The organism is Sphingomonas pollutisoli, assembly GCF_029167165.1.
GTDB classification, from domain to species: Bacteria; Pseudomonadota; Alphaproteobacteria; order Sphingomonadales; family Sphingomonadaceae; genus Sphingomonas; species Sphingomonas pollutisoli.
In genome coordinates this window covers 336,428-358,951 of sequence record NZ_JARFNJ010000006.1, presented here as the reverse complement: position 1 = coordinate 358,951, position 22,524 = coordinate 336,428, and the positions used below count along the sequence as shown (strand labels likewise).

Genomic DNA, 22,524 nt, shown 5'->3' with positions numbered 1-22,524 from the left:
TTCACAGTCGATCGAACCACTTCCCCGTAGCAGCGAGGGATGTTAACGTAAACATAACATATGGTCGTAAATGCGCAATCATGGCGCGAAACATGGCCCGGGCGGCGATATAGCTCGCGCGACGGATGGAGGGGATGGATGGCGATTCGATGTGCCCGGCGGCGTAGCTTCGTATGAGCGGTGAAGACTGGCGGCTGGTGATCGCGGCGGTCGCGGGCATCGTTCTGTCCGTGATGTTGATCGTGCGGGTGCGGTTGCACCCTTTCATCGGCCTGTTGTGCGGCGCGTTCGCGGTGGGGCTGTTCGCGGGGCTGCCGCTCGCCGACACCGGCAAGGCCGTGCAGAAAGGCGTCGGCGATATCATCGGCGGCACCGGTCTGGTGGTCGCGCTCGGGCTGTCGCTGGGTGCGATGCTCCATCTGTCGGGCGCAGCGGCGTCGTTGGCGGCCAGTGCCCTCCGCATGACCGGCGTTCGCGCCGCACCGTGGGCGACGCTCGGCGTCGCGATCATCATCGGCTTGCCCTTGTTCTTCGAAACCGGGCTGGTGCTGCTGCTGCCGATCGTGGTCGCCGCCGCCGAGGCGATGCCGCACGAAAAGGACAATGACGCCGCCAAGCTGCGGCTCATCATGCCGGCACTGGCCGGGCTCGGCGTGGTTCACGCGCTCGTGCCGCCGCATCCGGGGCCGCTGCTGGCGGTCGAGGCGCTGCATGCGAGCCTAGGCCTGACGATGGTGTACGGCATCCTCCTCGCCGTTCCCGTGGCGGTGCTGGCCGGGCCGTTGCTAGCACGAATCGTCGCGCCCGGCGTCCGGCTCACGCCGAGCGTATTGAGCGATCACACCCTGGACCTGACGCCGCCGCCACGCGCGGTCTCGCTGCTGATCGTGCTGCTGCCGGTGTTGCTGATCGGGATCGGCGAGCTCGGGCAGCTCGTCCCCGCCGTGGCAGGCTCGGCCCTGCTGGGGGCGGCGCGCAATCCTGTGCTGGTACTGCTCGTCACCAACTTGCTTGCCCTGCCGCTGTTGTTTGGCCGCCGGCTGGCCGAAGCGGTCGTGCAGGACGCGGTGTGGCACGAGACGATGGGCGGCGCGGGTGCGATTCTGCTCGCGATCGGCGCGGGCGGTGCGCTCAAGCAGGTGTTGGTCTCGGCGGGGCTGTCCGATCTGCTCGCGCGTCTGGTGCTCGCGTATCCGGTGTCGCCGCTGCTGCTCGGCTGGCTGGTGGCGGTCGCGATACGGCTTGCGGCCGGATCGGCGACGGTCGCGACGATCACCGCCGTGGGCATCATGCCGGGCGTGGTCGCCGCCTCGGGCGTGTCGCCCGAACTGACGGTGCTGGCGATCGGCGCCGGATCGGTGTTCTTCAGCCATGTCAACGATCCGGGCTTCTGGCTGGTGAAGAGCTATGTCGGCACGTCGACTCCCGATACGTTCCGCACCTGGTCGATGGTCGAGACGGTGATCTCGGTCGCGGGCCTCGCCGGCGTGTTCGCGCTCAGCTACGTGGTCTGACGCACGGCCGGAGTTCTTTCGCGAGACCGCTATCATCGTTTCTGATCGCCGGAAAAAATCATCTTGAGAAAGCGCTTGCGGACGAAATTTGATAGCGATACCATCATCATCAACAGGGCGACGCAAGTCCTGTGTCACGCGCGTAACGAAGCCAGAATAGGTGCCGCGTTCGGGGAGGAGTATGAACACATTGCTTCGCCGTACCGGCATCCGAACCTTGCATCCTCGCGCCCGCGTCGCCTCGATCCGTTTTGCCGTTTCTGTTCTTCCCCCACCTAAGGGGTGCCACGTTGGCACCCCAACCTTTTGGGGCGGATGAGCGGCCACCAGTTCCAAACGACAACGACAAGCCGCCATCCACCGAGCGGCCGACATGGGGAGAGGGATGCATGATCCGGACAGACATGCTGTTGGGCCGCCGCGAGGCGCTGTTGGGCTCGGCGCTAGCGGGCGCCGGACTGGCCGCAGCGCCGATAGCGGCATCGGCGGGGCGCGCCGCGCCACCGGCGGCGGCGGCGGCGGGAAGCTGTTCCACGCCGCACAGTGCGATCGCCAAGACGCAATATGGCCCGGTGCGCGGCTATGTCTCGGGGGGCGTTTTCACCTTCAAGGGCATCCCGTACGGCGATGATACCTCGGGCGAGAACCGCTGGCTCCCGGCCAAACCACCCAAGCGCTGGACCGAGGACTATCCCGCGCTCGCGTATGGCGCGAACTGCCCGCAGACGCTGCACAGCTTCCGCGCGGTCGAGCACACGTTCCTACAACAATGGGACGACGGCTTCCTCGGCGAGGACATGCTCAAGCTCAACATCTGGACGCCGTCGCTGGGCGGAAACCGCCCGGTAATGGTGTATTTCCACGGCGGCGGATACAGTTTCGGCTCGTCCTACGAACTCGCCTCGCACGACGGCGCGCAGATGGCGCGGCACCATGATGTGGTGCAGGTGTCGATCAACCATCGGCTCAACGTGCTTGGCTTCCTCGATCTCACCGACGTCGGCGGCAGCGCCTATGAGGAGTCGGTCAACGTCAGCATGACCGACTGCGTCGCCGCTTTGCGTTGGGTTCAGGAGAATATCGCCGCGTTCGGCGGCGACCCCGATAAGGTGATGATCTACGGCCAGTCGGGCGGCGGGTCCAAGGTCACGACGTTGCTCGGCATGCGCAGCGGCAAGGGCCTGATCCACCGGGCGGCGGTCCAGTCGGGCGGGGGCGGCGCGATTCCAAGCGCCGAACAATCGCGCGAATTCTCACGTCGGCTGATCCGTGAACTTGGCGCCAGGGACATGAGCGCGTTGCAGAAAGCGGATTGGAAGACGCTCTACGATACGGGCAACAAGGTCGCCACCGACATCAACGGCCCGATGCGCGGCCCGCCCGGCCCCTCGGCGACGCCTAGGGTCGGTTGGGGGCCTACGCTCGACGGCAAGGTCATCGACGTGCGCTCCTTCTCCGAGGTCGCGCCGGAGGTTTCGCGCGACATCCCGGTCATCATCGGCAACGTCAGCGAGGAAGGGATGCGCTTCGGGTCGAACCCGAGCGAAGCCGAGTGGCGCGCTGACCTGACCAAGCAGATGGGCGCGGCCAAAGCCGATGCGCTGATCGCGGCGATGAAACAGGCGCATCCCGAAAAGGCCATTCGCACCTTGTCCTACGGCGTGCAGGGGCTGTCGGCCCGCAACCGGGTGCAGAGCATGGTCGCGCTCAAATATGCGCAGCGCGCCGCGCCGGTGTATCAATATCTGTTCCAGTGGCAGTCGCCGCAGCTCGATGGGGTTGCGGGCGCGTGGCACACCGCCGAGCTCGCATTCTGCTTCGACAATACGGCGCGCTGCGATCAGGGCACCGGCAACACGCCCGACGCGCAGGGGCTGGCGCGGACGATGGCGACCGCCTGGGCGAACTTCGCGCGGACCGGCAACCCCAGCCAACCCGGCCTCGCCTGGGCACCGACCGACCCGACGCGCTGCCAGACGATGGTGTTCGATAGCCAGTGCCGGATGGTCGATGATCCCGAAGGCACGCCGCGCCGTGTCCTGCTGGACTGAGACAGACGAAGGGGACGAAGGATGAGAGGTTTTCGCAATGGCGTGCTGGCGGCCGGGCTGTTTGCCGTTACGGTGCCGGCGGTCGCGCAAGACGCGCGGATGACGCCGATGGCCGCGCCCGCCGAGCCGGGCGCGATCGCGCTCAACACCGGCGGCGTCACCGGTTCGACCGCGCCCGAGGCATGGTTCAGCCAATATGGCGTGGCGATGACGCGCAACGTCAGCACCGCCACCCTCACTCCGTTCCTGCCCGATCCGGCCAAGGCGACGGGCGCCGCGGTGATCGTCGCGCCGGGCGGCGGCTTCCTGATGCTGTCGATGGAGAATGAAGGCTGGCGCGTCGCCAAGGCGTTCGCCGCGCGCGGGATCGCCGCGTTCGTGCTCAAATACCGGCTCAAGCCGACCCCGGCGGGGATGCCGCAGTTCGAACAGGCGGTGGGGGCGATGTTCGCGAGCGCGGGCCGGCCGGACTCGCGGCTCAAGCCCGAGGATGCCATCGCCGGTCTCACCGACCAGATCTCCGATGCGCGCGCCGCCTTCGCGCTGGTGCGGAGCCGCGCCGTCGCATGGCGAGTCGATCCGACGCGAGTCGGCATGATCGGCTTTTCGGCCGGCGCGATGACGACGATGGCGGTGGCGCTCGCCGCCCCCGACACCAAGCCGGCCTTCATCGCGCCGATCTATGGGTCGATGGAAGCCGTGCCGGTGCCCGCCGACGCCCCGCCGATGTTCGCCGCGCTGGCCAGCGACGATCCGCTGTTCGCGCACAAGGGCTTCGGCTTGATCGACGCGTGGCAGAAGGCCAACCGCCCGGTCGAGTTCCATCTCTACGAACATGGCGGCCACGGCTTCGGCCTCGGCAAACGCGGCACCACCAGCACCGGCTGGTTCGAGGCGATGATGCAGTGGCTCGACAGCAACGGACTGCTCGCGCGGCGGTGAACACCGGAAGGATGCGGAAGATGACCAAAGCAGTGCCGATCGCCGTGGCGTTGGCGTGGCTGGGCTTGGCGGGCGCGGCCGCCGCCGACTCCCCCGCCCCGCCCAGCCTCGCGCCGTATTTCCAACCGGTGGCAGGCGCAGCGAAGGCGCCCGACGCGGATGGCTTTCTACAACGCTGGTTGCTGCTCGAGCCGATCGTCAAGCCCAACCGCAGCAATTCGGGCTTCACCAACAGCTACGTCCGCACCGCGCTGACCACACAATATTTCCCCGGCCAGTTCACCGCGCTGCCGAAAGACGGCGAAACGGTGACGGCGGGGGCGCCGCTGCGCTGGCATGCGTTCGATGCGGTGCCGTTCGACGTGAAGCTGTTCACCTTCGCCGCCGCGCTCGGCAAGCCGACCTATGGCGTGATCTTCCAGGCGGTGACGGTGGTACACAGCCCGCGTGAGATCAAGAACGTGCGGCTCGCGGTCGGGTCGAACGCGGCCTCGATGTGGTGGCTCAACGGCAAGGAAGCGGTGACGCTGTACGGCGACCGCCGGATGGTGATGGACGACATGCTCTCGCCGCGGCTGACGCTGACCAAGGGGCGGAACGTGCTGCGCGGCGCGGTCATCAACGGGCCCGGACTCAGCGACTTCTGCGTGCGCTTCGTCGATGAAGCGGGCAAGCCGATCCGCGACATCAGCGTGGACGTGAAATGATGGCCGGAGAGACCATGCGGCATTTCGCCACCGCCGCGGCCGGCCTCGTCGCCGCGCTGACGCTGCCCGCCACCGCAAGCGCGCAACTCGCGGGCGAGCCGTTCATCCACGATCCCTCGACCATCACCGAATCCGACGGCAAATATTACACGTTCGGCACGCGCGGCGGCGGGCTCGTCTCCGAGGATGGCTGGACCTGGCACAGCGGCGGCGAGCGCCCCGGCGGCGGGCTCGCCCCCGATGTCATCAAGATCGGCGACCGCTATTATGTCGCCTATGCGGTCGGTGGCGGCGGGATGAACGGCGGCCACGCCAGCAATATCAAGATGATGTGGACCAAGTCGCTCGATCCGAAATCGCCCGATTTCGGCTTTCACGACGTCGGCGTCGTTGCCTCCACCGACGGCGTGGAAAACGCCGACGCGATCGACCCCGCGTTTCTTTACGTCGATGGTCGGCTCTGGCTGAGCTACGGCACCTATTACGGCTTCATCCGCCTCGTCGAACTCGATCCGAGGACGGGCGCGCGGCTGGCAGGCAACCAGCCCGTCGATATCGCGATCGACATGGAAGCGACCGCGCTGATGTACCGCGACGGCTGGTATTACCTGCTCGGCACGCACGGCACCTGCTGCGACGGGCCGAATTCCTCGTACAATATCCGCGTCGGTCGCGCGAAGAGCGTGACGGGGCCGTATCTCGACAATATGGGCGTGCCGCTGCTCAAGGGCGGCGGCAAGCTGGTGGTGGACGGACGCGGCCGGACCTTCGGGCCGGGCCATTTCGGACTGATCGACCTCGGCGGCGGCGTGCAGAAATTCTCGATGCACTATGAGGCGGATATGGACCGCAGCGGGCGCAGCGTGCTGGCGATCCAGCCGCTGCTCTGGCGTGACGGCTGGCCGGTCGCGGGCGAAAACCTCAAGCCGGGCACGTACGAGATCGCATCCGAGCGCAGCGGCAACGCGCTGCAAGTGAACGTGGACTTCGTCCGCATCGCGTTCGATCCGCGCAAATCATTCTTCGCGAAGCCCGACACGCCGATCGTCTCGCTGCCCGACCAAACGCTCGCCGAGGATCAGGCGACATGGCCCAAGGACAAGATCGCGGTCGATCTCGGCGAATATATGATCCGCCCGCATCAGCAGTGGACGATCACCCCGGCCCCGAATGCGGGCGGCTATTTCGGATCGCCCTATTACAAGATCGTCATCGCCGGCACCGAACGCGCGCTCGCGGCGACGCCCAACGACGAGGTGGTGACCACCCCGACCTTCACCGGCGCACCCGAACAATTGTGGCGGATCGACCAACTCACCGACGGATCGTACCGGATCACACCGAAGATCAAATCCGCGAGCCGTCCGGATGTCGCGCTGGTCGCGATCGGGGCAAGCACGCCGACGCTCACGACCTTCGACCCGGCGAGCGACGCCGGCCGCTGGACCTTCAAGGCGCCGTGATCTCCACCCTGCCCTTCCATCGCCGTTAGGAGCCAATCCGATGCACACGTCGACCCGTTTCCGGCCCAAAGCCTGGCATCTCGCACTGGCGCTCGCCACCTGTGCGCCTTCGATCGCGTTCGCGCAGGTCACGACCAATCCGCCCCCTGCCGTGCCGAACGCACCCCCGGTCACGATCGAACACATCAAAGTCCATGCCCCGACGATCGAAGGCAATCTGGAGGGGGAATCGGCGGATCGCGACGTGCTCGTGGTGCTGCCGCCAAGCTATGCCAAGGCGTCCAAGCGCCGCTATCCGGTGGTCTATGCGCTGCACGGCTATTCGATCGGGGCCGAGCAGTGGAGCAAGGAAATCCACCTCGTCGATGCGAGCGCCGGCGCGTTCGCCAAGGGTGCCAAGGAGATGATCCTCGTCCTGCCCGATTCGAAGACCGTGCATAACGGCTCGATGTATTCGCGGTCGGTCACCACCGGCGACTTTGAGACGTTCATATCGCGCGACCTGATCACCTATATCGACGGGCATTACCGGACGATCGCCGACCGGCAGAGCCGTGGCCTCGCCGGGCATTCGATGGGCGGCTATGGCACCGCGCGGATCGGCATGAAGCATCCCGATATGTTCGGCGCGATCTACATGATGAGCCCATGCTGCCTCTCGGCCCGCGCCGCCGGTCCGACCGACCCACAGGCGGCCGCCACCCTTGAAGCGCTCAAGTCGCCAGCGGAATCGGCAAACCTGCCGTTCATGCTGCGCGCCCAGCTTGCCGCTGCGGCCGCATGGTCGCCCAACCCCAAAGCGCCGCCGCTGTATCTCGATCTGCCCACCAAGAACGGTGTCGCGCAGCCTGACGTACTGGCGAAATGGGCCGCGAACGCGCCGCTTGCCTTCGTCGATCAATATATCGGCAATTTGAAGCGGTACAGCGCGATCGCGATCGATGTGGGCGATCAGGATGGACTCAAGGTCGATGCCGCCAAGCTCCACCAGATCCTCGACGATTACGGCGTGGCGAACAGCTTCACGATCTATTCGGGCACGCATACCAGCAATGTCGCCACGCGCGTGCAGGAGTTCGTGCTGCCGTTCTTCAGCCAGCATCTCAAGAGCAAGTGACCGCGTGCGGTCGGCGCGGTATCACGCCCGAATGGTAGGAACGAACCACGCGAGACGAGTGTGGGCAGGCCGCGCGCGCGCGCACCGCACGGCTGTCCGGGCGAGGCGATGACGCAAGCACGACACCTGCTCACGGCGGCGATGCGGCATCACCAAACTGGCCAGTTGGTGCAGGCCGAGCAAGGCTATCGCGCGGCGCTCGCGCTTGAGCCGCGCAACGCCGACGCGCTGCATCTGCTCGGCGTCGTCGCGTACCAGCGCGGTCATGATGACGCCGCGCGTGATCTGATCGGGCGTGCGATCGGTCAGAACGCGGGTGTCGCCGCGTTTCACAACAACCACGGCAACGTGCTTGGCCGGCTCGGCAGGCATGCCGATGCGATCGCCGCCTATCGTGAAGCGGTCCGGCTCCAACCCAATCACGTCGAGGCGCACGCGAGCCTGGCCGCGCTGCTGTCGCAGCAGGGGGAGGCGCACGCGGCGCTCACCGCGATCGACCGCGCGCTCGCGCTGCGGCCGGCCGACGCCGGCAAGCACGTCAATCGGGGCAACATCCTGCGCGCCCTCGACCAGGGCGAAGCTGCGATTGCCGCATATCAGCGGGCGATCGAACTCGACCCAACGCTGGCGGCCGCGCACAACAACCTCGGACTGGCGCTGGTGGCGCGCGAGGAGGTCGAGGCCGCGCTGGGACACTACCGGCGCGCCGTCGCGCTCAAGCCCGATTATACCGACGCCTATGTCAACCTCGGCAACGCGCTTCAGGATACCGGGCAATCCGAGGCCGCGGCGGAGGCATACCGGCAGGCGCTGGCGCTCCAGCCGGATCGCGGCGCCGCGCGACTGGCGCTGGCGATGAGCGCAATCCCGATCATGCCGGCCACGCTGGCGGCGGCAGCCGAGGCACCCAGCGCGTTCGCGGCGGCGCTGGAAGACCTGGCGGGCTGGGCGGCGGCGGATCCCCAAGGCGTGCGCGACGCGGCCGGGCGGAGCCAGCCGTTCTACCTCGCCTATCGTCCGGCGGATCTGACCGATACGCTGCGCCGCTACGGCGATCTCGTCGCCGCGCCGCAGCCCCCACGCGATCGACGGATGCCGCGCGAGCGGCTCCGCCTGTTGATCGTCAGCGCGCATGTGCGCGACCATCCGGTCTGGCGCGTCATCCTGCAAGGTTTGCTGATCCACCTCGACCGGGCGCGCTTCGATGTCGCGGTGTTCCACACCGGCGCGCGCACCGACGAACACACCGCGTGGGCGGCGGCCAATGTCGATACGTTCGTCGGCGGAGAGCGGAGCGTCGCGGCGTGGCGCGCGCGCATCGCGGCGCATCGCCCGGACATCATCCTGTACCCGGAAGTCGGCATGGACCCGGTAACCGGGGCGCTGGCGAGCCAGCGTCTGGCCGACGTGCAGGCCGCCGCCTGGGGGCATCCGATCACCACCGGGCTGCCGACGATCGACCTGTTCTTCAGCGGTGCGGCGCTGGAGGGGCCGGACGCCGATCGCCACTATCGCGAGCGGCTGGTGCGCTTGCCACGCACCGGGGTGAGCATCGCGTGGCGCGCCGACCAGAGCGCGCCTTGGCCGGGGCCTGAGCGCACGCCCGGCGTGGTCCGGTTCGCCGTGTGCCAGCAGCCGATCAAATTCGATCCCGCCGACGATTCGCTGCTGACCCGTATCGCCGCGGGCAGCGGCGCGTGCGAATTCTGGCTGGTCATGCCAAACCGGCAACGCTGGGCCGGCGAACACCTCGTCGCGCGTCTGCGAGGGGCGTTCGCGCGCGCCGGCCTCGATCCCGATCGCTACATCAAGGTCGCGCCCTGGATGACCGCGCGCGCGTTCAACGGCTATCTGGACGCGATGGACGTGTATCTGGATTGCCCGGCCTTCTCGGGCTTCACGACGGCGCTGCAGGCGGTGCAGCGCGGGCTACCGATCGTGACGCTCGAAGGCCGGTTCCTGCGGCAGCGGATGGCGGCGGGTCTGCTGCGCGATATCGGCGCCGAAGATGGCATCACCGACACGCCAGATGCCTATGTCGACCGTGCGATCGGCTGGGCGGCGGCGGTGCGCGACGAGGCGGCGTGGGCGCGTCAGCGCGCGTCGCTGCGCCGCGCCGCCGACCGTGCGCTCGGCGACCCCGCCCCGATGCTTCGCCTCCAGGACGAACTGGTCGCCTTCGCCAACAAGCGCAGCGCCTAGCGCGAGAGCAGCGCCGCCTCACCCCAGGTCACCGGCAGCGTGGCCGGATCGGCTACCGCCGATCGGGCGACGAGTTCGACGATCTTGACGCCGGACACGTCCGCGGTGAGCTGCTGCCCGGCATCGCCCCATGCCAGCGGCTTGCTGGTCGCGAGCGGCTTGCCGTCGCCATAGACGGTGAAGGTCACCGCCGCCCGGTTGCGCGCGGAATCATTGACCCCGACGGTTGCGACGAAGCGCCGATAGTTCTGGTTGCGGACCTCGAGCCGCGAGTTGGCGAGCACGCCCACGCCGGTGTCGAAGGTCTTGCCGGCGATGCGGAGCGCCTCGCCATAGGGTGCGCTGTCGGCCTGGGCGCCGCCCCAGCCGGCATAGATCGGACGCTCGCCGCTGCCTTTCGTGCCCTGCCAGCCGGTGGCGGAGCGGTGGATGGTCGGATCGGGGGCGGGCGCGACGACGCCGTCGACCGCCGGATTGACGTTGCCGGGCTGTTCGGAAAGGTACAGGCCATCGGCGAGGATCCGCGCGCCCTTCGCCTTGAACATCAGCGTCTGGTGCGGCTCGAGGTGCAGCTTGGCCATGCCGCGGAAAGTCTTGCGCGCACCGCTCCACAGATCGGTGAGCGCGATGTCGGCGTCGGCGCGGAACTTCATCTGCGCGGCGGTGAGATCGACGTCGATCGGTGCGGCGCTGCGGTTAAAGATCGCCACCGCCTTGTCACCGGTGCTGAGCGTCTTGACGAAGGTCTGTACCTCGTCGCTGTCGAACGCGACCACCGCCTGATGACCACCCACGTCCTGGTTGACCGCGATCACATCGGCGTTGCCGAACACGTCGAGCAGCGCCTTCGGCGCGCTGCGCAGATCCATCCCGATCATCAGCGGCGCGTCGATCATCGCCCACATCGACAGATGCGAGCGGGCTTCGGTTACATGGTTGGCGTCGAAATCGCCCTTGCCGATGTACAGCATGTCGGGATCGTTCCAGGAACCCGGATGCGCGTAAAACGCACGCTTGGCGGCGCTGTCGAAATTGGTGAGCATGCGGCCCCACGTCGGGTTGATGTCATCGCTGGTGCGCGAGAGGCTGCCGAAATCCTTGCCCCAGGCGCGCACGTTCCCCGCGCCCCAGATGCACAACGATAGCAGGAAGTCGCCATCGGGATTGTTGCGGACCAAGGCCGCGTTGATCTGGCGGAACAGCGCCTGGACGGCGGGAATGTCCGAGCGCGCGACCGAGTCCATGTCGAGCAGCGGCTTCAGCGCGCGATAGGCGCCGGACTTCACCTTCTCGCTATCGACACCATAGGCGCGCAGCCCGCAACCATCGACCTTGATGAAGTCGAAACCCCAGCTCGAGAAGAACAGCGCGATGTCCTGGTCGATATGCCCGTACAGCCCGACTTCGCGCTCCTGCACGGTGCCTTTGGGAAGATCGGTGTCGTCAGGCGAATAGGCTTGCGAACAGGTGTTGCGGCCGAGATCGGAATAGATGCCGACCTTGAGCCCCATCGCATGGACCCGGTCCGTGAAGGGCCGGAAGGTCGGAAGGTCGGTGCCCGCGACGGCGGAGGGGAAGCGCGCCGTGCGGATGACGAGATTGCCATCGGTGAGGCGGCGCTTCGCCCACCAGCCGTCGTCGATATTGACGTAGCGATACCCCTTGCCGGCGAGCCCGCTGTCGACCAGCGCCTGCGCGGAGCCGATGATCTTGGCCTCGTCGATGTCGGTGGCGAAGGCGTTCCAACTGCTCCAGCCCATCGGCGGGGTCTGCGCGTGGCCAGACGTATAGGCGGACCAGCGGCCGGTCGGCGCGAGCGGATCGCCCTGCGCTTGTGCCGCGAAGCCGGGGAGCACCGCAGCCAGTGCTAGCGCCGTACCCAAAACTCTCTTCATTCCGCTATCCTCCCGTTCGCACGCCGAATCCGTGGCCGTTTGCCGGCCCCTCCGCTTAGCAGCGGCTCAGCGAAACTGTTAGCGCTACCGAAAACAATATCCGCACGATCGTCTCATGGCGGCAGGCGAAAGGTCCAGCCTCCTCGCGCGCAGGGCATAATGCAAACCGCTGGAATATATGTTGATTTGGCAGAAGCGCTCCGACCGCTCGCCGACGGCGTGCTAAAGATGAAGTCGGTCACACCGATTTCCGCCTAGGCCTTTATGCTCCAAGGAACGCGATCAAACTCTTTCAGGACAAGTTCAGGTAGCGCTCATACGCCTACAAGACACTCGCGTGGCATACTCCTCCAAGATAAACCGCGAGCAACCATTTGCATTGTCGTGAGACGTTGGACATAAGAGACAGGTTACAAATCAACCCCTCGCCCGCAGCGCGCGTCCATCGCCGCTCGATCATATGGACACAGTGTCATGGCTGAAGAAACCTTGAACCCCATCGAACTCGCGACCGAACTGACGATCGCATGGCTTGGAAATCAGAACAACCGCGTGTCGGCGGAAGATGTGCCGGCGTTCCTGCGCACGATGCACGGCACCCTCCTCGAACTCGATTCGGGATCGAGCGCGACGGAGACCACAGGCGAAGAAACTCCGGCCGCCGATGCGTTCACGCCCGCCGTATCGGTTCGCAAATCGCTCGCCTCGAAAGATTACATCATCTCGATGATAGACGGCAAACCGTACAAGACACTGCGCCGCCATCTTTCGACCCACGGCCTTACGGATGTGCAGTATCGCGAACGCTACAACCTGCGGCCGGATTATCCGATGGTTTCCGAGAATTACTCGCTCGCGCGGCGGGCGATGGCGCAGCGGATCGGCCTCGGCCGCAAGGGCCGCGGCGCGGCACATGCTCCCGAGGAGGCATCGGCCACGGGCGAACCTGACGCGGCATCCGCCAAGCGCACCCGCCGCAAAGCCGACGAGACCGCGTGAGCGGAAAGCGTCGCCCGATAAGGATCGGGCGACGCAGCGACAGCGCCGCGCCTGAACGCGAGCCGTGACACCGCGACCTTGCCGCAGCTACTCTTAACTTAAGACAGTAAGAAAAATCGGAACGATCACACTGGCTTGCCGGTTCATGCCATCACACGGAAGAGGATTTCCCAAGATGCGCAATGTACTTCTCGCCACCGCTATCGCCGCGTTACTTCCCGCCGCCGCTCTGGCACAATCGACCACTGGCTCAACGGGTCAATCGACCAGCGGGTCGGGCACCATGGGCGGAACGCAATCATCGCCGGGGTCTACCTCGGGTCAATCGATGCAGTCGGGGACCGATCAGACGACGGGAAGCTCATCTTCAAAGAAAAGCGGCTCATCGCACCGCGGCCGTCACGGCTCGGGATCGACCGGTTCGTCGTCGACCGGTCAAAATGGAATGGGTGGCATGAGCGGCACGACGGGTTCCACCGGCGATACCACCGGTTCGATGGGCGGTACCACCGGTTCGACGAGCGGCACTGCCGGTTCGATGGGCGGCACGGCCGGTGGCACCACCACCAGCCCGATGGGCAGCACTGGCGGCACGGGCGGCGGCACCTCGCCGCAATAAGCTCACGATTGCGGACACACGGCGGGCCGAGCGACCCTCGGCCCGCCGTTGTCCCTGCCATCGATCGCGCGCGCGTACCCAAGGTGCGCCCGCTCCTCCGATAGCCTGACGATCTGCGGCCGAGCTTATTGTGGCGTAGCGCATGGCGCGATGGCATAGGCCGCGCCATGTTCGCGATCGACTCCGTCCGTTCCATCTATCAAGGTTGGCTCAACCTCGTGATGGTGAGATTGCGCACGCCCGATGGCGTGACGTTCGACCGGCACGTCATCGAACTTGGCAAGGCCGTCGTAGTACTCCCCTACAACCCCGCGACCGGCATGGCGTTAACCGTCTCGATGCCGCGCGCGCCGGTCACCCTCCTCGGTTTCCCCAACATGCTGGAGGCGATCGCCGGCAAGCTCGACAGCGACGATCCCGAGGAATGCGCGCGCCGCGAGGCGATGGAGGAAGCCGGCGTGCGCCTCGACGCGCTCGATCACGTCGGCTGCATCTGGCCGATGCCAAGCAACGCGACCGAACGGCTGGACTATTTCCTTGCCCCATATGCCGATACCGACCGGATCGCGTCAGGCGGCGGGCTTGCGGAAGAACACGAAAACATCACCGTTCACGAGATCCCGTTGGCCGAACTTTGGGCAAGGTACGAGGATAGTCGTCTTCCCGATGGCAAGCTGGTCACGTTGCTGCTTGCGCTGCGGGTGCGCAGGCCCGATCTGTTCGCCTGACCGGCGGCGCTTGCCAGGGTCACCCTTCCCTGACGCGCCGGCCCTCACGCTCCAGCGCGATCTGGTCATCGTAGAACCGCACCAACTCGGGGACGTCGATCGGCTGATCCGCCAGGCGCCCGTGAAAAAACAGCGCCGGTGCCGCGTCGAGCGCGACGCGGGTGCCGGTGAAGCGATCGAGGAAGCGCAGCCAGAAGAACGGCAAGGTCGCGACGTGCCCGGCTTTCTTGCTGCGTAGCAAGGACTGCGCGAGTGCCCGCAGCGCGAGCAGCACGCCGGTGCCCAGTCCCGATGCGCTGCCAAGCGCTAGTACGTCGAAATGCCGGAACATCCAGCGGAGGCCGCTCGGGGTCCAGCGAGAATAATCATAGGCGCCCTCGCACACCGACCACAGATAGGCCGTCGTCGCGAATACCTGTCCGCCCGGGCGCAGCACGCGGCGGATTTCGCTGACGACCTGGATCGGATCGACTGTCAGTTCGAGCACCGCCTGAATCCAGACCGCGTCGACGCTGGTGTCCTTGAGCGGAATGCGGTGTGCGTCGGCCAGAAAGGTGATGTTGGGCGAGGCATAGATGTCGAACGCCACCACCCCGACCTTGTCGGATTCGTAGAGCGGCTCGGCGCGGCTGCCGATCGCGCCGCCGCCGATGACGAGGACAAGCGGCCGTTCGCGCGGCGATCGTTCGAGCTCGGCGATGACGGTGCGCGCGAAATGGCGCGCGATCGGGTTGATCCCGTAGACGATCCGCCCGAACCACCAGCGCAACCGATCACGCTTCCAGACGCTTGCACCGCCGGTCGCCAGCATGGTTTCGCGGTCGAGCACGCTGCCGCTGAATTCGATCAGCACATCCTGACCGCCGACCTGATCGAACGATGCCGTGGGGCAATCGACCGCCGCACACGTCACGGGTCCGTCGTCGGCGGGCACGTCGAGCCGGGCGCCGCACGCCGGGCAGGCGAGAAGATCGGAGATCGTGGCCAGGTTCGTGATCAGCATGAGATGCCCCTATCCCGTCGTGACCGTGCCGAATACGACCACCCCATCGTGAACGTCAGCGCGCGGCCTTGCGCTCGATCAGTGTGAGCAGCGCCCTGACGTTGGTCAGCTTCTCGATATCGCCCGAACCGATCTTGATGTCGAAGGCGTCTTCGACGGCGAGGATCAGATTGATATGGCTGAGCGAGGTCCACCGCGCGACATCGGCGGCGGTCATGTCGTCGCGCAAGACCAGATCGTCGTCGTCGAAAATGTCCCGAAAGATGCCGGTGAGTTCCTCGACAATCTCGTCGTGCTGCATCGCTTCGTCCTTTTCGATACCGTTGGAAAGAGTGTCAGCCATCGGCACGGTTACGCCAGATGACGCGTCCGGGAACACCGAACACGGTGGCGCCAGCCGGCACGTTCCCGGTCACCACCGTGTTGAGGCCGATTGTGGCGCCGTCGCCGATCCTCACCTTGCCGACGATCTTCGCGCCAGGCCGCACGGTGACATCGTTTCCGATCGTCGGGCAATCGTCGTCATTGGAATAGCCGATGCTTACCTGCTGGTTGAGCCAGAAATTCGCACCGATCCGCTCCGCCGCGACCATCGTCGAGAAGCCGTGCTGAATGAAGCACCCAGGGCCGAGATCGGGGATGTCCAGATAGAGGCTGGCGAGCGGCGGCATCATCCAGCGATAGGCGCGCGAACCCGGCAACCGCAGATAGGCGAGGTTGCGATACTCCCTGAAGAACACCATCAAATACATGTGCCGATGGAGTAAGGCGAAACCCGTCGGCTCCTCGTGAAACAGGATAGTGCACCAGCGGCGGATGTCGGCGCGGATCGGCGCGCCGGCCCTGCTGAACGCGACGAGCAAAAGCGTGGGCCAGAGCCGGACGAGATTGAGCAGGAGTACGAACTGCTTTGCCGCCGCCTTCATCCGCGCGTCCGCCGATCGCTCACGTCGCGCTCCCCCGAATGTCGATCACGCTGATATTAAGCGCGTCGGGCAGCGGACGGTCAAGATCGAAGCGCCAACGCGTCTCGCCGTGATCCGCGCCGTCCGCCACGAAACCCAATCTCGGGTAATGCTCGCGGACCATGTCGTTACGCTCGGTCGGCACGTAACGCCCGAGCAGTGCCGTCGCACCCAGACGCTTCGCCTCGCCAGCGACGACTCCCAGGCACGCGGTCTCGACACCACGCCCGAGCACGCGGCAGCTCATCAGCCAGGTTTCGAGATCGAGCTCGCCGCCGGGCGTGAGATGCCCGATCACGATCGCGATGACACCATTGTCGCCAAAGGTGTCGCGGAGCCGGAACTGCAACGCCAGCGCGTTCGGATCGGCGATGAGCGCGGCAATCTCCGCGTCGGTGTAGCGGCGCGTGGTGAGGTTGAACTGGTTGGTCTTGTTGACCAGTTGCACGATCCGCTGCTGGCCGGCCGCGTCGAAGCGCTGCCATTCCAGCACCATGTCGAGGCTTTCCAAGTAGCTCGTGATGTCGAGACCGCTCGCACGGGTCTTCTCGCGGGCGGCATTGGCGGCGTACAAAGCGGTACGCTCGCGATCCTCCCGCGTGAGCGCCAGCGCCTCGAAATAGCCGGCGCGCGCCAGCGTTCCGGCGTAGAGCGCCGCATCCTCGGGCAGTTCAGGCACGCGCACCATCGGCAGCGCGCTGCGGACGAGATTGCGCTCGAACGGGTTGTCATCGACGAACACGAGCGAATCCAGGCCGATGCCGATCTCATCGGCGATGCGGCGCAGGTTCGTCGGCTTGTCCTCCCAATTGGCGACGAAGCTGGTGATATGGTCGAGACGCAGAAGCATCTCGGGGTGCTGTTCGAACGCCGCGCGCGCGACGGCGTCGTCGTTTTTCGAGCAGACCGCGAGCAGCACGCCGCGTTTCATCAGATCGAGCGCGTAGCGTTGCAACGACAGGTATGCCTCGCCTTCCGCGCTGCCCTGCCCGAGCACGATTCCGCCCAACCCGTCGTCGCCGATGACACCGCCCCACAGCGTATTGTCGAGATCTAACACCAGACATTTGGCGGAACGCCCGCGCCGCGCCAAGACCGGCCGCAACGCCAGGTCCGCATAATGCTGGGCCGCCGCCGGCGAGATTTCCTGCTTGCCCTTCAGCCACAACACCGGATCATGCCACGCGGCGAGGCCGTCATGCACGGCAGCATCGTCGATCGCCAGCAGGTCGATGCCTTCCTCGGTGGCGGCCGTGCGCAGACGCGCGTTCAGCGCAGCGGCCATCCGCGCCGGCGATCCGGGGAGCGCGTGCTCGTTCGAGCCCATCAGCGGCAACATCCGCGGCAGAACGGTTTGCTGGATCACCTGCGCCCCGAACCCCGCGATCACGCCACGCCACGCTGCGCGAAGACGCTCCATCGTCGCATCGAGCGCGGCGTCTGGCGCATCGCTGATCTGCTCGCCGACGAGGTGGGTGGCATCGAGCGCGAACAGCACGACCTCCGGCGCGAAGGCGTGCAGAGCCGAAGCCGGATCCGCGATCTCGCGAAGATATTGACCATATGGCGCGAGATAACAGTCGATCAGGAACCCGTGGCGCGCACCCACCGCGCGCAGCGCCGGCAGCAGATGATCGAGCGTCGAGGCGCCGAGCACCGCGAGCCGAAGCGGCGCCAAGACACCGGCATAGCGGGCGGGATCAGCGATCTTGCGCAACCGGCGGTCGAGTTTGAAGATCTGGGAGAAGCCGAGTTCATACTGGGCCAACTGCCGGACCTGCTCGGCGAGCGCGCTATCGGGCAGGGACTCGTCCGACGTCAGATAGGGAATGTCCGCGCTGGTCAGCAGCCAGTCGAGCCGTGTCCGCATTCTGGTTCAGCGCCTCGCGTTCGGTTCACATGCCGTATCCCCGGCGCTTTATCCGTCGCCGCCGGCAAAGCAAGCGCTCGCGGCTTCGGCGCCGGCTCATGACATTGATAAAGTGGGTGACCTACGGTTTCGCAGACGATACGGGTCGAACGGCTCGCCAGACTAGAACGGGGTCCACAGATGCGTAAGGTCAACATAGGGGCGCTGCTGCGGATCGCGCTGGGCGTCGTGGTGGTCCTCGTGGCGAGTGTCGCCGCGATCGTGTGGGCAACCGTTCCATCCGCGCCCGACGGGCATGTCCGGGTGCCGGCCAAGACGCCGTTCACGAGCGGGCCCTATTTCGCCTATTCGCAGCCGTGGGGCGGCGAAATGACCGCATTGACCAAGCTTTGGGCGCCGCGAGCCGATCATATCGTCGTCAACCTGAAGAAATTCCCCAGCGACACGCAATTCTATTGGCGCTGGCCCCCGTTCGGCCCGACCAACGGACCCGGCGTATGGGCGTATAGCGCGGTGATGCACGGCAATTACGACGGCGGCGAACCCGATGTGGCGGTGCCGCCCAAGCGCGTTCGCGACGTGCGCGAATTCCGTCAGACGTTCGCGTGGACGATCGCCAACGGCAATGGCGACGGCAACGTGCTGTCGGAAGTGTATCTGCGATCGAGCGACACGGACCCCGACGCGAAGGTGCTCGAGATCGGCTGGTTCCTGCATATGCCCCAGTCATCGCGCACCTGGTTCGAGAACGCGCGCCCGGTGGGGGTGTTCGTCGATCCCAACGGGATGCGTTGGGCGGTGCGGATCGAGGACAAATTCTGCATGTTCGGCCCCGAACGCGCGCAAGACATCCGCACCGGCACGCTCGACATGCTGGCGGCGCTCGCCTGGCTACGCGCCAACAAGACGATCACGGGCGACGAGTGGCTTTGGGGAATCTCGCTCGGCGTCGAACCCGTCAAGGGTGTCGGCCATCTCACCGTTGATCGCTGGAGCGTCGCGCGGCAGTGATGCGCTAACGGCTCATCTCGCGGACGACATCGAGTATCACGTCGACACCCGAGGGGGTCTCGATCCAGGGCGTGCCCGCGGTTTGATCGGTGAGGAGGCGAGGAAGACGCCGCACCATCGTATCGACGTGCGGGACGAACCGGCCGATGTCGGCACACAGGATTTCGCCGGCGGCTTTGGCCATCGCATATTCGGTCATCGCCTGTGGGCGATCGGTTACCGCGACCGATGATGGATAGAAGACGCGCACGCTCCGGCCCCGCTTGGACAAGTAGGCGCAGATGCGCGAAAAGCCCTCTACATAGACCTGGCAGAAGCGCTGGAAGATCTCGGCATCGAAGGCGTCTTCGGTACGAACGAAAATCTTGGTGGTCGCGAAATAATAGAGCTGCTCCACATCGCCGATCACACCTTCGAGCTGGAGCGACGGATCCTGCAGCGCGTCGTAGCGCAGGACTTCGCATCGGCCACCGCTCGCGACGATATCGGCCCGCACCGCCTCCGCCTCGGCTCGGCCGACGAGATAGCTAATCGTCACCGTGGCGCCGCCCGCCGCGAGGGCTTTGGCGGCCAACTCGCCAAGTCCGCGCGATCCGCCGATGACGAGCACGGTGCGGCCCGCGAAATCCTCGGCGCCGATCATCGCGCGCATGTCCCGCATCGTGGGTTGCGTGACCGGTGGCGACCGCACGAACGTTCTCACCGTGCCAGCAAGCCCGCGGCCCCGCACGGCGATGTCGAGTAGCCTGACTTCGGGTCTGGCGCGTTCCACCTGAAAGGCGATGCCCCCGGCGGACATCACGCGTTCATCGAACGTGATATCGAGGCCGGCGAGGATCGAGTGCAATCCGGGCGCTATCATCCCGACAAGCGTGGACAAGCCCGCTAAGCCATCGACGGCGGCACCGCCGATCGTGCGGCGCAAGGCGGCGAAATGCGGGGCGATGTGCCGCACCGGCATTACGCCCGCCGCCCGCGCGGCATCGTCGAAATCGAGTGGTCTCGGCTCCGCCGGAATGTCGATCACGTTCGGCGAGGAGAACGCACTCTCGTCCTCCCGGATTGAGCTCTCCGGCGCTTGGTGCCGGACGTTGAAGACGGCAAGCCGCGACCGGCCCGAATATATCTCCAGGCGCGTGCCGTTGCGAGTCGTGCTCGCGCGCGCTTCGATCCGAGCGCCGACTTCCACGAATTTGTCGAAGCGCGCGCCGATCGCGGCCACGGAGGCGGAGGGAACAGCTTCCAACCAGCAATCGAGCGCCCAGAGCATCGCGTGGACGCCATGCACCACCACGACACCGGCCTGCGTACGTCGCGCCGCGAGCGGATCGAGGTGGAGCGGATTGCGATCCCCCGAAAGCCACGCGAACGTTTCCTGGTCCGCCATTTCGAAACATTTGCGACCGATACACCGCGCGTCAGACACCCTGATCTCCCCGATTTCCCCACGGAGCCCCTAGCCGGCTCCGGATCGACAATCGAGTGGTCGATCGGCGGCCCGTCTTCACCGGTTCAGCGGTGACTCGTCGAAGCGCGCGAGCAATTCGGCGACATCGTCATACAGCGCGATCGCGCCCGCTTCCCGCAACGCAGCATCCGGGAAGCCACCCGATCGCACCGCGACCGTTCGAATCCCGCATTTGGCCGCCGCTTCGACATCATAGGGCGTATCGCCGACGACGATCACCTCGTCCGGCGTCAGCGGCTTCACCTTCTCCAATGCAGCCGCGAAGATGTCGCCAGCCGGCTTCGATGTTTCGGCGTCGTCGATCGTGGTCGTGGCGTGCAGCGCGCTCCCGATGCCGAGCTGTTCGACGTAATGCGCGACCTCCTTCGCGTCGGCGGAGGATGCGAGCACGACTTGCCGGCCACTTTCGTGGACGTGCCGGACCAACGCCGCGGCGGCCGGAAACGGCTTTACGTCATCGAGGTGCGCGCGTTTGAACAGTGCGCCGTGGCGCTCCGAGAGCGTCTGTCGCAACGCGTCGCTGGCGTCCGGCACTAGCGCGGGGACCAACAGATCGCCGCCTTTGCCGATCTGTCCACGGATCGCGTCGCGCGCGATCCGAAGCCCCTGTTCCGCGAACGCATCATGCCATGCGGTGACGTGCTGCTCGTTGCTATCGACGAGCGTACCGTCGACATCGAAGAAGATCGCCTTGATCATCACATGGTCCTTGGTCGGTGGCGGCGCAGCCAGACGAGCGCGGCGGTGCCGCCGAGCAGCGCCATACTCGGCCACGCCTTTCCTTTGCGCAGCAGGGACAGGCCGACGGTCGCAGCTACCGTCGTGGCAAGGCTGCCGTTCGGCAACCAGGAAAAGCCGCCCGCCCGCGCGGCGATCCGGCTGACGACGATAGCGCTCGGCACCGACGATGGGTTCCACGACGGCTCCCGCGTGACAATGCCCACCATGCGGGCCTCGGTCGTATCATCGCCCGTACACCCGTCGTCGGCGACGTGATCCGCCACCCACGCGCCGCGCTCGCCGATCGGCGCGCCGGCGCCGGTCGTATCGCGTGCGGTTTGATGTTCGAGTTCGGCGTTGAGTTCCGCTCCAAACAGCAGAATATAGCTCGACCCGTACAGCCAGGTCAGCGTGACCACGACCGCGCCGAGCGATCCGTAGGTCGCATTGTAGTTGCCGAAGTTGGCGACGTAGATGCCGAAGCCCATCGTGAGCGCCAACCACATCAAGGCGGCGAGAAGCGACCCCGGCGTAAGCCATATCCACCGCGCGCGACGCCGTGCCGGGCCGTAACGATACAAGCTCGCCGCGAGGGCTGCCCCGACCAGCATGAGGAGGCCATAGACGACGATCTTGCCGGCAACGACCAGAAGACCGGGCGCGTCGGGGATGAACGCCTCAAGGTAGCCGAGGGTCGCAATAGCTGCCAGCGCCAGGATCGCGATGATGACCGCCAACGTCGTCATCATCAGCGCCAGCAGGTTGACGTGGATGAAGTTGCGCGTCTCCTTCTCTTCATACACGATATTGAGCGCGGTGATGATCGCGCCCGCGCCATTGCGCGCACCGAACAACGCGAGCGCGAGTGCGATGAGCAGGCCGAGCCCCTTCTTGCCGTCGGAGGTCTCGACGACGTTCATCAACTGCTCGCCGATCAGCCTGGCGATGTCCGCCGGCATCACCGAGGCCAGCTTCGTAATGTCGTGCGTCACCGCCGGCGGATCGGCGGCGATGCCGTACACGAGCACGGTCGCGCCGAGCAGCGGGACCAGCGCGAGGAACCCGTAGAAGGCGACACCGGCGGCGATCAGGCCGATATTGTCCGATCCCGCTTCGCCCCAGGTCCGCTGCGCGACGGCGCGCCAGGCCGCGAACGGCATATGCCACGGATTGACGGCATCGCGCCCTTGTCTGTCCACCTTTGCCCCATTTGTGCGCCGCCCGTCGCGAGGGGCATCGTCACAACCGCC

At 66.2% G+C, this 22,524-nt stretch carries 19 protein-coding genes; 11 read left to right on the top strand and 8 right to left on the bottom strand.

Annotated features, from left to right (window positions below; all coding sequences use genetic code 11):
• The first annotated feature begins 173 nt into the window (after positions 1–173).
• The 7 genes from PX554_RS15705 to PX554_RS15675 all read left to right on the top strand — a co-directional run bounded on the left by PX554_RS15705 (position 174) and on the right by PX554_RS15675 (position 9,996).
• Positions 174–1,514 (top strand): GntT/GntP/DsdX family permease, encoded by a 1,341-nt coding sequence (locus PX554_RS15705; protein ID WP_275503261.1) that lies wholly within the window; start codon positions 174–176, stop codon positions 1,512–1,514.
• A gap of 389 nt (positions 1,515–1,903) precedes the next feature.
• The gene (locus PX554_RS15700) at positions 1,904–3,565 is read left to right on the top strand and encodes a carboxylesterase/lipase family protein (protein ID WP_275503259.1); all 1,662 of its coding nucleotides are present in this window, start codon (positions 1,904–1,906) and stop codon (positions 3,563–3,565) included.
• Between the two features lie 21 nt (positions 3,566–3,586).
• Entirely contained in the window at positions 3,587–4,507 is a 921-nt protein-coding gene (locus PX554_RS15695) for an alpha/beta hydrolase (protein ID WP_275503257.1), read from the top strand.
• 20 nt (positions 4,508–4,527) lie between these two features.
• Positions 4,528–5,214: an acetylxylan esterase gene (locus tag PX554_RS15690; RefSeq protein ID WP_275503255.1), complete on the top strand. Its 687-nt coding sequence runs from the start codon at positions 4,528–4,530 to the stop codon at positions 5,212–5,214.
• A complete protein-coding gene (locus PX554_RS15685; RefSeq protein WP_275503253.1) occupies positions 5,214–6,677 on the top strand; it encodes a family 43 glycosylhydrolase in 1,464 nt (487 codons plus the stop codon). Before PX554_RS15690 ends, PX554_RS15685 begins: the two co-directional genes overlap by 1 nt.
• A gap of 40 nt (positions 6,678–6,717) precedes the next feature.
• Positions 6,718–7,794 carry an alpha/beta hydrolase gene (locus PX554_RS15680; RefSeq protein ID WP_275503251.1) on the top strand — a complete coding sequence of 359 codons (1,077 nt, stop codon included), beginning with the start codon at positions 6,718–6,720 and terminating at the stop codon, positions 7,792–7,794.
• 108 nt (positions 7,795–7,902) lie between these two features.
• Complete coding sequence (locus PX554_RS15675; protein WP_275503249.1) at positions 7,903–9,996, top strand: O-linked N-acetylglucosamine transferase, SPINDLY family protein; 2,094 nt, start codon at positions 7,903–7,905, stop codon at positions 9,994–9,996.
• On the opposite strand, the gene PX554_RS15670 is transcribed toward PX554_RS15675, so the two are convergent.
• On the bottom strand, positions 9,993–11,891 hold the full coding sequence (locus tag PX554_RS15670) for an NPCBM/NEW2 domain-containing protein (RefSeq protein ID WP_275503248.1): 1,899 nt from the start codon (positions 11,889–11,891) through the stop codon (positions 9,993–9,995). The two genes, PX554_RS15675 and PX554_RS15670, sit on opposite strands and share 4 nt — an antisense overlap.
• Before the next feature lie 474 nt (positions 11,892–12,365).
• On the opposite strand from PX554_RS15670, the gene PX554_RS15665 reads away from it, so the two are divergent.
• From PX554_RS15665 to PX554_RS15655, 3 genes are all read left to right on the top strand, one after another.
• Positions 12,366–12,890: a Ros/MucR family transcriptional regulator gene (locus tag PX554_RS15665; RefSeq protein WP_093223842.1), complete on the top strand. Its 525-nt coding sequence runs from the start codon at positions 12,366–12,368 to the stop codon at positions 12,888–12,890.
• Between the two features lie 454 nt (positions 12,891–13,344).
• Entirely contained in the window at positions 13,345–13,509 is a 165-nt protein-coding gene (locus PX554_RS15660; protein WP_176787130.1) for a hypothetical protein, read from the top strand.
• Positions 13,510–13,676: 167 nt separating this feature from the next.
• Positions 13,677–14,237, top strand: coding sequence for an NUDIX domain-containing protein (locus PX554_RS15655; protein ID WP_093223845.1), 561 nt, complete (start codon positions 13,677–13,679; stop codon positions 14,235–14,237).
• Positions 14,238–14,256: 19 nt separating this feature from the next.
• On the opposite strand, the gene PX554_RS15650 is transcribed toward PX554_RS15655, so the two are convergent.
• From PX554_RS15650 to PX554_RS15635, 4 genes are read right to left on the bottom strand one after another with little or no spacing between them, the layout of a single operon-like run.
• Complete coding sequence (locus tag PX554_RS15650; protein WP_093223847.1) at positions 14,257–15,240, bottom strand: class I SAM-dependent methyltransferase; 984 nt, start codon at positions 15,238–15,240, stop codon at positions 14,257–14,259.
• Positions 15,241–15,295: 55 nt separating this feature from the next.
• Entirely contained in the window at positions 15,296–15,583 is a 288-nt protein-coding gene (locus PX554_RS15645; RefSeq protein ID WP_256326193.1) for an acyl carrier protein, read from the bottom strand.
• Complete coding sequence (locus tag PX554_RS15640; RefSeq protein ID WP_093223848.1) at positions 15,576–16,166, bottom strand: LbetaH domain-containing protein; 591 nt, start codon at positions 16,164–16,166, stop codon at positions 15,576–15,578. The genes PX554_RS15645 and PX554_RS15640 overlap by 8 nt, the downstream gene beginning before the upstream one ends.
• 19 nt (positions 16,167–16,185) lie before the next feature.
• On the bottom strand, positions 16,186–18,075 hold the full coding sequence (locus PX554_RS15635) for an HAD-IIIC family phosphatase (protein ID WP_275503239.1): 1,890 nt from the start codon (positions 18,073–18,075) through the stop codon (positions 16,186–16,188).
• Positions 18,076–18,255: 180 nt separating this feature from the next.
• On the opposite strand from PX554_RS15635, the gene PX554_RS15630 reads away from it, so the two are divergent.
• Positions 18,256–19,086 carry a hypothetical protein gene (locus PX554_RS15630; RefSeq protein ID WP_275503237.1) on the top strand — a complete coding sequence of 277 codons (831 nt, stop codon included), beginning with the start codon at positions 18,256–18,258 and terminating at the stop codon, positions 19,084–19,086.
• A gap of 4 nt (positions 19,087–19,090) precedes the next feature.
• Here the strand turns inward: PX554_RS15630 and PX554_RS15625 are convergent, their stop codons facing one another.
• The 3 genes from PX554_RS15625 to PX554_RS15615 all read right to left on the bottom strand — a co-directional run bounded on the left by PX554_RS15625 (position 19,091) and on the right by PX554_RS15615 (position 22,473).
• Positions 19,091–20,473, bottom strand: coding sequence for an SDR family NAD(P)-dependent oxidoreductase (locus tag PX554_RS15625; RefSeq protein WP_275503235.1), 1,383 nt, complete (start codon positions 20,471–20,473; stop codon positions 19,091–19,093).
• A gap of 117 nt (positions 20,474–20,590) precedes the next feature.
• Entirely contained in the window at positions 20,591–21,253 is a 663-nt protein-coding gene (locus tag PX554_RS15620; RefSeq protein ID WP_256326194.1) for an HAD family hydrolase, read from the bottom strand.
• Positions 21,253–22,473, bottom strand: a complete 1,221-nt coding sequence (locus tag PX554_RS15615) for a YihY/virulence factor BrkB family protein (RefSeq protein WP_275503233.1) — start codon at positions 22,471–22,473, stop codon at positions 21,253–21,255. The genes PX554_RS15620 and PX554_RS15615 overlap by 1 nt, the downstream gene beginning before the upstream one ends.
• Between the last annotated feature and the right edge of the window lie 51 nt (positions 22,474–22,524).

Coding starts and splice junctions, on each gene's coding strand:
- PX554_RS15705 (WP_275503261.1), top strand. CDS start 174: ATGAGCGGTGAAGACTGGCGGCTGGTGATCGCGGCGGTCGCGGGCATC.
- PX554_RS15700 (WP_275503259.1), top strand. CDS start 1,904: ATGATCCGGACAGACATGCTGTTGGGCCGCCGCGAGGCGCTGTTGGGC.
- PX554_RS15695 (WP_275503257.1), top strand. CDS start 3,587: ATGAGAGGTTTTCGCAATGGCGTGCTGGCGGCCGGGCTGTTTGCCGTT.
- PX554_RS15690 (WP_275503255.1), top strand. CDS start 4,528: ATGACCAAAGCAGTGCCGATCGCCGTGGCGTTGGCGTGGCTGGGCTTG.
- PX554_RS15685 (WP_275503253.1), top strand. CDS start 5,214: ATGGCCGGAGAGACCATGCGGCATTTCGCCACCGCCGCGGCCGGCCTC.
- PX554_RS15680 (WP_275503251.1), top strand. CDS start 6,718: ATGCACACGTCGACCCGTTTCCGGCCCAAAGCCTGGCATCTCGCACTG.
- PX554_RS15675 (WP_275503249.1), top strand. CDS start 7,903: ATGACGCAAGCACGACACCTGCTCACGGCGGCGATGCGGCATCACCAA.
- PX554_RS15670 (WP_275503248.1), bottom strand. CDS start 11,891: ATGAAGAGAGTTTTGGGTACGGCGCTAGCACTGGCTGCGGTGCTCCCC.
- PX554_RS15665 (WP_093223842.1), top strand. CDS start 12,366: ATGGCTGAAGAAACCTTGAACCCCATCGAACTCGCGACCGAACTGACG.
- PX554_RS15660 (WP_176787130.1), top strand. CDS start 13,345: ATGAGCGGCACGACGGGTTCCACCGGCGATACCACCGGTTCGATGGGC.
- PX554_RS15655 (WP_093223845.1), top strand. CDS start 13,677: ATGTTCGCGATCGACTCCGTCCGTTCCATCTATCAAGGTTGGCTCAAC.
- PX554_RS15650 (WP_093223847.1), bottom strand. CDS start 15,240: ATGCTGATCACGAACCTGGCCACGATCTCCGATCTTCTCGCCTGCCCG.
- PX554_RS15645 (WP_256326193.1), bottom strand. CDS start 15,583: ATGGCTGACACTCTTTCCAACGGTATCGAAAAGGACGAAGCGATGCAG.
- PX554_RS15640 (WP_093223848.1), bottom strand. CDS start 16,166: ATGAAGGCGGCGGCAAAGCAGTTCGTACTCCTGCTCAATCTCGTCCGG.
- PX554_RS15635 (WP_275503239.1), bottom strand. CDS start 18,075: ATGCGGACACGGCTCGACTGGCTGCTGACCAGCGCGGACATTCCCTAT.
- PX554_RS15630 (WP_275503237.1), top strand. CDS start 18,256: ATGCGTAAGGTCAACATAGGGGCGCTGCTGCGGATCGCGCTGGGCGTC.
- PX554_RS15625 (WP_275503235.1), bottom strand. CDS start 20,473: ATGGCGGACCAGGAAACGTTCGCGTGGCTTTCGGGGGATCGCAATCCG.
- PX554_RS15620 (WP_256326194.1), bottom strand. CDS start 21,253: ATGATCAAGGCGATCTTCTTCGATGTCGACGGTACGCTCGTCGATAGC.